The organism is Shewanella sp. DC2-4, assembly GCF_013248875.1.
Taxonomy (GTDB): Bacteria; Pseudomonadota; Gammaproteobacteria; order Enterobacterales; family Shewanellaceae; genus Shewanella; species Shewanella oncorhynchi.
The window spans coordinates 829,235-841,334 of sequence record NZ_JABRVR010000002.1 but is presented as its reverse complement, the minus strand read 5'-3'; the positions used below and the strand labels follow the sequence as shown (position 1 = coordinate 841,334).

At 44.5% G+C, this 12,100-nt stretch carries 11 protein-coding genes; 5 read left to right on the top strand and 6 right to left on the bottom strand.

What is annotated here, in order from left to right:
• Positions 1-8: 8 nt before the first annotated feature.
• Complete coding sequence (locus tag HQQ92_RS04370) at positions 9-1,247, bottom strand: efflux RND transporter periplasmic adaptor subunit (protein WP_173243425.1); 1,239 nt, start codon at positions 1,245-1,247, stop codon at positions 9-11.
• A 415-nt stretch (positions 1,248-1,662) separates the two neighbouring features.
• Between HQQ92_RS04370 and HQQ92_RS04365 the strand changes: the two genes are divergently transcribed.
• A complete protein-coding gene (locus tag HQQ92_RS04365; RefSeq protein ID WP_173243422.1) occupies positions 1,663-2,280 on the top strand; it encodes a TetR/AcrR family transcriptional regulator in 618 nt (205 codons plus the stop codon).
• Between the two features lie 99 nt (positions 2,281-2,379).
• Here HQQ92_RS04365 and HQQ92_RS04360 read toward each other — a convergent pair whose 3' ends face one another.
• Positions 2,380-3,267: a LysR family transcriptional regulator gene (locus HQQ92_RS04360; RefSeq protein WP_173243419.1), complete on the bottom strand. Its 888-nt coding sequence runs from the start codon at positions 3,265-3,267 to the stop codon at positions 2,380-2,382.
• Positions 3,268-3,357: 90 nt separating this feature from the next.
• Here HQQ92_RS04360 and HQQ92_RS04355 point away from each other — a divergent pair, with 90 nt between their 5' ends.
• A complete protein-coding gene (locus HQQ92_RS04355) occupies positions 3,358-3,792 on the top strand; it encodes a PACE efflux transporter (protein WP_168822865.1) in 435 nt (144 codons plus the stop codon).
• A 593-nt stretch (positions 3,793-4,385) separates the two neighbouring features.
• On the top strand, positions 4,386-5,210 hold the full coding sequence (locus HQQ92_RS04350) for an ABC transporter substrate-binding protein (RefSeq protein ID WP_131523266.1): 825 nt from the start codon (positions 4,386-4,388) through the stop codon (positions 5,208-5,210).
• Between the two features lie 28 nt (positions 5,211-5,238).
• On the opposite strand, the gene HQQ92_RS04345 is transcribed toward HQQ92_RS04350, so the two are convergent.
• Positions 5,239-6,129: a LysR family transcriptional regulator gene (locus HQQ92_RS04345; protein WP_028761417.1), complete on the bottom strand. Its 891-nt coding sequence runs from the start codon at positions 6,127-6,129 to the stop codon at positions 5,239-5,241.
• Positions 6,130-6,269: 140 nt separating this feature from the next.
• On the opposite strand from HQQ92_RS04345, the gene HQQ92_RS04340 reads away from it, so the two are divergent.
• The gene (locus HQQ92_RS04340) at positions 6,270-7,526 is read left to right on the top strand and encodes an adenylosuccinate synthase (RefSeq protein ID WP_173243416.1); all 1,257 of its coding nucleotides are present in this window, start codon (positions 6,270-6,272) and stop codon (positions 7,524-7,526) included.
• Between the two features lie 152 nt (positions 7,527-7,678).
• Here HQQ92_RS04340 and HQQ92_RS04335 read toward each other — a convergent pair whose 3' ends face one another.
• Complete coding sequence (locus HQQ92_RS04335) at positions 7,679-8,659, bottom strand: chemotaxis protein (protein ID WP_028761419.1); 981 nt, start codon at positions 8,657-8,659, stop codon at positions 7,679-7,681.
• A gap of 352 nt (positions 8,660-9,011) precedes the next feature.
• Here HQQ92_RS04335 and HQQ92_RS04330 point away from each other — a divergent pair, with 352 nt between their 5' ends.
• Positions 9,012-9,443 (top strand): thioesterase family protein, encoded by a 432-nt coding sequence (locus HQQ92_RS04330; protein WP_028761420.1) that lies wholly within the window; start codon positions 9,012-9,014, stop codon positions 9,441-9,443.
• A gap of 192 nt (positions 9,444-9,635) precedes the next feature.
• Here HQQ92_RS04330 and HQQ92_RS04325 read toward each other — a convergent pair whose 3' ends face one another.
• Entirely contained in the window at positions 9,636-11,129 is a 1,494-nt protein-coding gene (locus HQQ92_RS04325) for a bifunctional diguanylate cyclase/phosphodiesterase (RefSeq protein ID WP_173248580.1), read from the bottom strand.
• Positions 11,130-11,219: 90 nt separating this feature from the next.
• The gene (locus HQQ92_RS04320) at positions 11,220-12,062 is read right to left on the bottom strand and encodes an HDOD domain-containing protein (RefSeq protein ID WP_028761421.1); all 843 of its coding nucleotides are present in this window, start codon (positions 12,060-12,062) and stop codon (positions 11,220-11,222) included.
• Positions 12,063-12,100: the final 38 nt, after the last annotated feature.

The window sequence follows — 12,100 nt, the reverse complement described above, 5'->3', positions numbered from 1 at the left end:
GTTATTCCTTAACCGCGGCTCGCCGTTTCGACCGCTTGCGCAGTCAAATGCTCTTGGTTTTTATCGAGTATTAACTGGGCTTGGCGTAGCGCCTCGAGCTTGTAGCTGTCGACCATGTCCACTATGTTTGGCTCAATTTGCATCTTAGGGCGAACGCGTTGCATACCATTGACGACGATCTTGTCATCGGCCATCAAGCCTTGGGTCACGATGCGCAGTCCTTGGACTTTTTCGCCTAAGGTCACGCCGCGATATTCGACCGTGCCATCATGACCGACGACCAGCACAAACTTATTATTGAGATCTGTGCCAACGGCTTTATCGTCAATCAAGATCCCCTCATAGGCGCCACTGCCCGCAGTACGAAGACGCGCAAACAAGCCTGGCAATAGGTTATTGTCTTCATTGTCAAAAGTCGCACGAACTCGAATAGTACCCGTCTGCTTATCCATCGCATTATCCACAAAGTCGACCATGCCAATATGGTGATAATCGCGCTCATTGGCTAAAGCCATGTACACAGGATTATCACCAGCGCGGGGATCGTTACGTTTGTTCTGCGCAGTTAACTTCACGTATTTAAGGTAAGTTTGCTCGTCCACATCGAAATAGGCATACATGCTGGCGGTAGAGACTAAGCTGGTCAGCACACTCTGCCCTGCGGTGACATAGTTACCCGCAGTGACGTTGGCGTAGGATACTCGGCCATCAATCGGCGCTTGTACTTGGGTATAAGCTAAATCAAGCTCGGCGCGCATGAGTGCTGCTTTCACCGAAGCGACTGCGGCTGCAGTCTGACGTTTATTCGACTCACGGGTATCGAGTAATTCGGCCGAGACCGCCTTTTGGTCAAATAACTTATGTGCCCGTTCAAAATCATTAGTGGCCAGTTGCTCTGCAGAGAGTGCGCTAGCAAGATCTGCTTTTAACCGGGCCACTTCCACTTCAAACACGCTTGGATCGATGCGAAATAACACTTCGCCTTTTTTCACTAAGGCGCCTTCTTTAAAATTTACTGAGTCTATATAGCCCGACACCCGCGGGATAAGGGTGACACTTTCTGGCGCCTGTAAACGACCGGTAAACTCATCCCATTCGGTGACTCGCTCATGTAATACCTGAGCGACATCCACCTTAGGCGCACTCGGTGCAGGTCCCTGCTGCGCTGTTTGCTCACCACAAGCTGAAAGGACGAAAGCAGCCACAGCCGTTAACATCATTATTCGTAAAGGTTTGTTACTCATCATATTACTATCCTCAAAGTGGCGGGCATTTCACGCTGTTCGAACCACACATGCAGCTGTGTTACAAACCAAACCAATTAAATACCGATTGGTAAAAAATATTCTATACTGGACGGTAATATATAGCGTAAAATGATGCTGTCAACAAATTTATGTACCGAACAGTATTTAATTAAAAGTGTGCACTTACCCTAGGCAGGAATGCGTCCAGAGGCAAAAGGCTACGAGTTTGAACTGCAAAGCATTTTGATGAATATTGAAGCAAACACTGACTAACGCAGATACCATGCTGAACTTAGGTGACACCTTGAATGACTAAGTAGACATATCCCCCTAAGTCCGTCATCAGTGGCAAGTGTGGCTGGACAGGGACTAACCCCATGTCTATCCTAGGGGCAATTGAGAATTGAGGAGCCTAATGATGTCAACCGTCACCCAGACGCCCTGTGTTGGTCGCCCACGAGCTTTTGACACTGACGATGCATTAGCAAAAGCCTTAGAAGTCTTCTGGCTCAAAGGTTTTGAAGGTACATCGTTAACCGATCTCACCCAAGCTATGGGCATTAATAAACCTAGCCTTTATGCCGCTTTCGGTAATAAAGAACAGTTATTTCTCAAAGCGATAGAATTATATGAACAGCGCCCCTGTGCGTTTTTCTACCCGGCACTTGAACAAAAAACCGCCTATCAGGTTATCGAGTCAATGCTACTAGGTGCGGCAAGCTCTTTGGTGGATAAAAGCCATCCACAGGGATGTTTGATTGTTCAAGGGGCACTCACCTGTAGTGAAGCAGGACAAGCGATTAAAGATACTTTGATTAATCGTCGCCGTGACGGAGAAATAGCCCTGTGCGAACGACTGCAACGCGCCAAAAATGAAGGTGATTTGCCCGCTGACGCCGATCCCTTGCTGCTTGCCCGTTATATAGGCACTGTATTGCAAGGTATGGCCGTACAAGCGACCAGTGGAATTTGCCCGAATGAACTGCGCAAAGTGGCCGAGCTAGTGCTGGCTAACTTTCCGCGTAATAATTAATCCTGATTCACAAATCCTGATCCACAAAAACTAAACCCCAGTAGAGTACTCACTTAACTGGGGTTTTATTTATGCTTTGCTTTATTTCTGTCCAACCATTTATTTCTGTCCAACCAAGAGTTCTCTAAACAGTTGTCTGAGTCGTTTCAATAATGGCAGGCTGCTTTTATCTTGATGCTGGATCACATCGACGTTTGCATACCAGCCTATCAGCTCAAACTCTATGGGGACACGAGTTAAATGACCCGATGAAACTGAGCTGGATGCCATATGCTCGGGCAACAGACACCAACCATGGCCCTGTAATGCGAGTTCCAATAACACGTAATAGTTATCGGCATACCAAACATCAGGACTGAACGCCTGCTGAAAACTACTGGTTTTAGTATTCCGTGAGCGGATGAGTAATTGTCGATACAGTCGCAATGAGTCCATGTTCGGTGCAACTGATTCGGCTAAGGGATGCGAACTCGCCACATAAAGATCGAATTGAATCACCCCAATACTCTCAAAATCTATACTACTTGGCATAGATAATTCACTAAAAATCAATCCTGTAGATGCTCTTCCCGAATGCACCATGTCGATAATATCTATGCTTGAGGCACTGAGAAACTCGAGTTCGATATTAGGGAAATCACCTTCTAACAACCGAATAATTTCAGATATTCTCTGTATCGGAATGCCTTCATCCATCGCAAGGCACACTTCTGAAGATTGACTACTGAAGAGCGATAAGGCGGTATGTTTGAGCCTACGATGTTGAAGAATCGTCGCTCTTGCGTAGGGCAGTAATTTACTACCTTCGGCCGTTAATACCGGATAACGGCCCGAACGGTCAAATAACTCAACCCCACAGTCAATTTCAAGATTCATCACATGCTGGCTAATCACGGATTGTGCTTTCTTAAGTTGCCTTGCAGCATTCGAAAATGAACCAGATTCTACGGTTTCCATAAAGGCTTCGAGTTGTTCGAGACTAAACATATCGTTTTTACCGATACTATCTAACTATAACTTATCCCTATAATAGATAAAATTATGGCCATAGTCACATTAAATGAATGGGAAATAGCCATGAAAACGACAGAACGTATCTTTAACGCCTTACTCTTTGAAGCGATTGCACTCGCTATTATTATCCCCGTTTCTGCCCTAATATCAGGCAAGGGAACCAGTGAACTTGTCATAGTAGGTATCGCTTTGAGTCTTTATACCGTGGTATGGAACTACTTCTACAACCTAGGATTCGACAGGGTATTTGGGGCAAATCGAGAGCAACGCACTTTGAAAACCAGAATACTGCATACCTTTGGATTTGAAGGGGGACTTATTTTCATTAGCATACCGACCATCGCCTGGTTTCTACAGATAGGTTGGTTGGCAGCCATGGGCTTAGAAGCGGTTTTTTTGATCTTTTTCTTCTTCTACAGCACCCTATTCCATTGGTGCTATGACAAGTATCAGCCCTATAAGACTTGGATTACTATGCAAGCCACTAAGGTCAAATAGCGCAGCTAAGATCAACACACATCACCATCAAACGAACCTCACTAAACAATTTAGCGATTCGTTTGATGGCAGCATTGAAACTTATCCAGTTCAATTTCTTCTACTTATACCAATCACATTAAATATCTAATCAGTTCAGAGCCTCACAGGCATCTCAATCCAAGGCGCATTGACGCAGAAATGGTTATTCCCTTTTAAGTCAATGCAACACCGGAGTGGGATGCCTGTGTGGCTCCCGAAGGGCGGGTTTTAACGCGCTTTATACTGCGTTCAAGGCTTTCGACAGAGCACCACTATGCCTTCAAGCCTTCGCCTTGTCTAAAGCGCGTTGAAATCCCGCTGAATGAACAGATATTTAGTACGATTGGTATTAACAAGAAAGCTAAACCAGTTCATGTGTTGCCCAGCGTAAAATTCCCCTTAAACACAGTACATAAAAATAATAGACCCGCACACAGTAAACTGAGGTTGTTTAAATATCCTATAAACATCACAAAAGGACTAACTATCAGTAATTAATATTCAAATCATTAGTCTAGATATAATTCTTTATGCTATAAAAGCCATATATTAAGCGGGGAGATGGAAGCAAAATGCGTGCAGGGAACAGAATGAGGCTCAGGATGCAGCAGGCATTAAATTTGCCGTCAGCATTGATACTTAGCATCGTTTTATTGCTCGTATCCATTATTTGCAACATGGCACTCGCTAAAGAAAGTAATGCAATACCAGCAGAATCGCAACCTCAAGCCATAACCTTAGCCGCAGAAGACAGTTGGCCACCTTTCGCCAATCAGTTTGGTCAAGGTATTTCCCATCGTTTAATCCAAGCCGCCTTTAAACAGTCGCATATTGAAGTGAATAGCTTAGTTGTCCCCTACTCCCGTGCCTTAATGATGGCGGAAAAAGGTGCAGTTGATGGGGTGTTTAACGTCACCCGCGAGAACAGTACTGAGCAACGCTTCATCTTTGGAAACACCCCATTATTTATCGCCACGGCTTCTTTTTATCAAAAGAAACAAAAACCTATTCTGGCAGACAATAAATGGGCGCTACCTAAAGGCACCGTTATCGGCGTGATTAAAAGCTATGAATATGGTGATGAGTTTCCCACATTAGTTAAACAGCAACAGCTCAATATCGTCACCGTCGCCAACCAACAACAGCTCATCAATTTATTGTTAATTGGTCGCATAGATGCCGCCTTGATGTTCGACTTAGTCGCGAAGGAAAACCTGAAAAAAATGGGGGTAGATGATGAGATTATTCCTGCATTTGCTAACCACAGCAGCGATATTTTTTTGGCCTTCTCGAAAGGAAATCCGCAAGCACAAACCTTAGCAAGCCAACTCGACGCTGGCTTATCACAGCTAAAAGCCACAGGCCAATACGACAAACTGCTCTTAGTCGCTGACTAATCCACTATCGCTACAAGCGAATGATAGATTACCGCTGCGAGCGAATGATCTCTTGATTCACCCAATATAACAGCTGCTTAATAGCCTTCGACAGGATCTGATTCTGGCGCACAATATAACCTAAACTCGTAGTAGGGAATTGCGGTAGAGGAGTGACTTTAGTGGTGAGATTCGCCTTAGTGTAAACCGAAAACTCCGGTACGATAGCCACACCAAATCCCGCCTCTGCCCAATCGATTTGCGCGTCAACACTGCCGACTTCCATTATTCTGTAATTCGATAAGTTCAGCGACGGTAATGCGGGATCTAACAATTCGCGGGTTCGCGTATCGTGTCCTAATAAAATCAACGTCGGTTGCTCGGCTAAGGGCGTATCCACAGAGGGTTTTGCCTGCTGCCATTGCTGTAAATTATCTCCGATTGCACACCATTTAATCTGTTGTAGCTCAGTAAAATGCAGTGGCTGACTTTCCTTCTGCGCAATAACAAACCCTAAATCGGCCTCGGCATTTTTCACCAATTCAGAGGCTTGTGATGAGGTTGTGTTGAGCAGTGAGAAATCTATTCCCGGAAACTCCGCCTTAAAAAGCTGAAACGGCTGGATCAATAATAACCGCGAGATAATATCGCTGGCGGCAATGGTCAAGGTGCCTTGGCTAAGGTCATTAATCGCATTGAGATCCGCCTGACAAATTTGTAGCTCCATTAACGTCTTCTGACTGCTCTCTAACAGGCGAAATCCCGCTTGCGTTAATCGAAAGGGATTACGGTCAATCAGCTTGACTCGAGTGCTTTGCTCTAACTGCTTAATATGCAAGCTAACATTGGGCTGCGTCATGTGCAGCGCTGTGGCCGCTTTCCCAAAATGCTTGTATTCAGCCAAAGTCACGAAGGTCTTTAACCAATGGATATCGAGCATAACGCCACCTTTTGCAAAGTATTAGAGTTAATGATAGCCAATGATATATGAAATTCTTATTGGGATGATAACCATAATTAATTTCTCTTATTCAAATGACGGGTCTAGCATAGCGTCTTAATCAATGAGGAGATGTTGTTATGCCGTCGATCGTGGTTGTGGGTGCAAATTGGGGTGATGAAGGCAAAGGCCGCATCGTAGATTATTTAGCCGCGGATGCCGCTGCCAGTATTCGCTTTCAAGGTGGTAACAACGCTGGCCATACCGTCGTCAACGACTATGGCACCTTTAAATTACACCAATTACCGAGTGGCATTTTCAACCCTAACTGCGTTGCAGTTTTAGGCCCTGGCATGGTGATCAGCCCTGAAAAACTCAGTGTAGAAATTGCTGAAGTGCAAGCGGCTGGCATTGAAGTCAAATTATGCATTTCTGACCGTGCTACCCTGTGCTTACCTCTACATGCATTAGAAGATACCTTAGAAGAACAACGTCTTGGCGACCTCGCCTATGGTTCAACCCGTCAAGGGATTGCGCCAGCCTATGGCGATCGCGTGATGAAAAAAGGCATTTTAGTCGGCTGGTTAAACCAACCTGAAGTGCTGCAAGAGCGTATTCAATTTATGCTCGACTGGAAATTGCCACAGTTAAAAGCACTTTATCCAAGTTGCGATTTTAATCAAACCGCCGCCGAAATGACCGCATGGTTATTAGAAGTGACGGCACCTTGGCGTCCGTTTATTTGTAACGTGACAGAGCCATTAAAAGCATTACAAAAACAAGATGCGAGCTTACTGTTTGAAGCGCAATTAGGTGCTGGCCGCGACTTAGTCTACGGCGAATATCCTTATACCACATCTTCAAACGTGACTGCGGCTTACGCGGGTATCGGCAGCGGTTTACCAGCTCTGCGTCCAGAGCGCGTAATTGCTGTCGCGAAAGCCTTTAGTTCATCAGTCGGCACTGGCACCTTAGTGACCGCAATGGAAGAGCAAGACGCCTTCCGCGAAAATGCCAACGAGTTTGGTGCAACGACAGGCCGTCCACGTGACATGGGTTACTTCGACGCTGTTGCCACCCGTAATGGTGTTGAGCTACAAGCAGCAACCGAAATTGCCCTGACTAAGATTGATTGTCTTTCTGGCATGAAAGATCTGAAAATCTGTGTTGCCTATGCTGGTGAACACACTGAGAACCCAATTTGGCCACAAACTGCTGCGTTAAGCCCAGTGTATGAGCAAATGCAAAGCTGGAGCGAAGATATTACTGGTTGTCGCACCTTCGAAAGCCTACCAGTCGCCGCACAACAATATGTTGAACGTATTGAAGACTTAATGGGTGTACGCGTTAGCATGGTTTCTGTTGGACCAGAGCGCGATCAAATGATCATTCGCTAGTAAACAACGTTTACCCTACAAAAAAGCCATATTCGCCTCGGTGAATATGGCTTTTTACTTTGATATGGTTTGTCATTAAAGAAGCAGTCAAGACGTTGATAGCGATGACTCGAATACCCCATATTCAAATATCGCCACTAAATGAAATGGCATTACTCTTCGAATACGTATTTATCTATCATACCGACCATACGACCAATTTCTGGTTTAGTAATGGTATCGTTAGCACCTAATGCCATCGCCTTTGCGCGGTTATCTTCACTCATTAAAGAGGAAAACATCACAATTGGCATTTGTCGATACGCCTTGGATTCTCTTAAGCGTTTCACCAAATGCATGCCATCCATGCGAGGCATCTCAACATCCGTAATAATGGCGCTGACAAAATCAGAAATCGAAGCATTATCTTGGTCAGCAAGATTCTCAAATTCCATTAGCATTTCAAGGGCATCACCACCATCTTTGGCTGTGATAATGTTGTAACCTGCGCTGCGAAGGGTATTTTCGATCATCTTACGAATAAAAGCGGAATCATCGACAATTAAAATCGTTTTCGCTTCACGTTTCGCCAGCATTTTATCATTGATCAGTACACTTCTATCGAGCGTGACATCGTACTTATCCATACTCAGTTCAGGATTGATATCGGCAATAATCTTCTCAAAATCCAATATCATAATGAGCATGCCATCACGGCGCACTACGGCAACGACACAATCATTTTCACCCGCTTCTAAAAATTGACTCGGCGATTCAACTTGCTCCCACGACACTCTATGGATGCTACGAACACTATCGATTAAGAACCCATTAATCATCTTATTAAAATCAGTCACTATGACCACTTTGTGGGTTAAATCCTCAGGTGTCGATATTCCGAGCCAACCAGCTAGATCGACCAAAGGGATCAACTTTTCTCGCAGCGAGAACACCCCAACCATGTGCCGCTGGGCATTGGGATAATCTGACGTTTCTGGCACCCTAATGACTTCTCTCACTTTGGCGACATTAATACCGTAATGGCACACTTTATGGCCACCATTGGGAAGTGTCTTATGTAGATGAAACTCAATAATTTCGAGTTCATTTGTACCACTCTCTGTCAATATTTCTGATTTTTTAATTTCGCTCATATAAAGCTCTCAACCTAGCAAATCAACGTAAGAAAGGGATTGCAGTTATCAGTATAGGAAGGGATTAATGAATTAGGCACGATAGTGTGATTTTACTGCCTGATTAGCGTGATATTTTTTGGGTAACAAGCATTTTATCTATAAGCAGAAAAGCGTCCCATAATCGAATCTAATGACTATTTCAGTCGTCACATTGTCAATCATGGCCAGATTAAGCATCACCGTTGCCGACCTAAAGTCGTCTGCACATTTCCCTTAACAGCGCTTTTGCCTCTCCGCATTAGAGGTTTTGTTTTAAGAGATAAGCCGCTAAACTATCGCGCAATAAAACTATCTAGCATAGCCGTAGCCCATGCCGCAATTTAGCCCGACCTTTTCTTTCCCAGTGCAAATCTACTATGAAGATACTGATTTTTCTGGCGTGGTGTATCACCCCAACTTTTTGAAATACTTCGAGCGAGCCCGTGAGCATGTGATTGGTGCTGAGCGTTTAAGTGCATTATGGCAACAAAACCAACTGGGTTTTGCTGTGTATCGTAGCGATATGCTGTGCCATGAGGGGGTGGAATTTGCCGATATTATCGATGTACGGACTAAATTTTACTTTGAGAGCAAGTATCGCACTGTGTGGCTACAGGAAATTTGGCGCCCTCAGGGCAAAAAACCTGCTGTCACTGCAACCATAGAAATGGTGTGTATGAATCAAGCCCATCAATTAGCGCCTATGCCGGCAGAGTTAATCGCCATATTAAGTCTTGGTTTCACATCAAGCGAACAAAGCTAATACTCTTACATACAAGTACGCGCGCGATTTCCTGAGCTTATTTCGACATAAGCAAAGGCAACAAAAATCACTCAAAGAAGTACAACTCAAATAGCGATAACTGGACAGTATTAAGGCTCGACTGCAAGCCTTAATACTCTTGATTTAACGAGCATTTGATTTAACGAGCGCTTACTTTAATGAGCACAAGGTTTAGATTGTATTATGTAGTTGGGCCCAGTTCATTTCGAGTTCGGCGGCACTCATGGGCTTCGCGTAATACATACCTTGTATAGTATCAACCCCCATAGCCACTAACCTATCTCTAATCTCAAGCGTTTCAATTCCTTCAACAGTTACCTCATAACCGAGTTTTTTGGCAATATTAATACTGGCTTCGAGGATGTATTCCGATGGTTTATCCTGCTCCAGATCCTTTAAAAAGGCTTTATCAATTTTAACTTCATTAACGGGTAAATGCTTTAAATAAGCTAAGGAAGAATGACCCGTACCAAAATCATCAATTGCAAGTCTAACCCCTAAGGCACGTATCTTTCCTAACGTCTCGACCGCCTTAGTCAAATCCGCCATTAAGGTGCTTTCAGTAATTTCGATCATCAAAGATTCGGGTGAGAGCTGGTAATAGGCTAATCTTGCAGCAATTTCTTGGGGTAAGGTTTCACTGTCAAGGTCCCGTGTCGACAGGTTAACTGCAACACACAATTGTATCCCCGCCGCGCGCCATTTTGCCTGCTGTGCTAAAACCTGATCGAGTGCCCATTGGCTGACTAAATCAATCATGCCAGCATATTCAGCTAAGGGAATAAATTCTCCAGGAGAAATAATCCCGAGTTCGTCATGCTCCCAACGCATCAAGGCTTCAACCTGAAAACATCGACCCGTGGCAATATCCTGTTTAGCTTGATACACCATATATACTTGATTACGTTGCAAACCTTTAGGCAAACTATCGATAATTTTCAGTTCCCTTAACTGACGAATATCATCATTTTGGGCATAGTAAGCAATCGCACTACGAGAATGGCGGGCTTTCTTCAGCGCCAAATCGACTCGACGTAGCATCTGACTCGTGTCGGCGTGGTGTTCTTGTAAATGCAGACAACCGATTTGAAGCTTAACGCTGACTGGCGTGTTCTTAATGTTAAAAGGCACTTGCAACCGCCCTCTTAAGTGGACTAATTGCTCCTCAGTCAACGCTTGCTCGTAATATAAACAGAATTCATCACCATTGAGGCGTGCGATTAATCTCGGGGATAAACTTAAGCTATTTAAGCGTTCGGCAAATTGCTTCAGCAGGATATCGCCAAACACAAAACCAAAGAGATCATTCACATAGCGAAATCGATAAATATCAATTAGCACTAATGTCCCTTGAGTCAGCGGCATCATGCCAGTAAGAGTACGTTTCAAGCCGACACGATTAACAAGTCCTGTTAGCTTATCCTTACCCACACTTGCCGGTAACGCCTTTAATAATTCATTTAAAGTATGGTAGAGAGGAACAAACGCTTGGGGGACGATGCCAATGTCTAAAGCTTGGCGTTCAACCTTTTGCTGCTCTAGCTGGGTACAAAGCTGTGCTAAAAATTTTTGCTGCGACCGTAAAGATCTGTACTTTGACTGCAGGATATACAATGAAAATATCAATAAAGCGAGAGAAGCGACAACTAACCCGATTACGAACATACCTTGGCCTCTGCCATACCACGTAAGCTTGTTCTCAAATGACACGATAAAGAATATCAGCGCCATTTGAATTCCATTTAGGCCTAACGATTATTGGTAACTTTCTCTAATTGAATGGAATTTTTCCATAAACTCATCACTGGCTAAATCATCGGTCGTCACAGGTAATCCACGGGCGACAAACACACCGAGACGTTGCTCTAGTTCAGTGCCCGCTCGCAATTCACCGGTATAAAAGGCCGCTGCACGGATAAAGTCGAGATAGGTGACATGATCGGGTAGATAAGGTAAATCAGCCCAACGCTCAACCACTTCCATCACTTCGGTAGAGAAATCCCAACTTTTCAAAACAGCACGACCCAAAGGCCCTTGCATTTTACGTACGAGCGCGCGTAATTGATCAATGCTAGTGAATAAATGGGGATGCGCCTCCGCTTCTGTTAATACAGGTAAGGCGCCAATGTTATGCACGAGTCCAGCTAAGGTTAAGGTATCAAAATTTAACCGACTGGTTGAATGGCGCTTATTATACATCTGCAGCATGGCACAAGACGCAGCGGTTACATCGATTGAGGTACGCCACACTTCGTCCATGACTTCCCACACCATTTCATTGGTGGAAATGAATAATTGCTCCATCGCCACCGAAGTGGCAATGCTTTTAATCTGAATTAACCCAATACGAGAAACCGCACTGTTGATACTTTCAGCGGGTACGCCTCGGCTATATAGCGCGCTGTTAGCGACCTTAATAATACGCGCAGAAATCGCGGCATCTTGGCCGATCACTTCTGCCACTTGTTTAAGGCTCGCATCGGAGCGTCCAACCACTTCTTGCACCCGCATCGCCACTTCAGGCAAGGTCGGTAGTACTAAGGCATCGTCTTTTAGTTTTTTTAATAAACTGACTAACAGTAGATGTTCGGTAGACATCTTAACTCCCATCAATCTGTAAACATCAACATTGGATT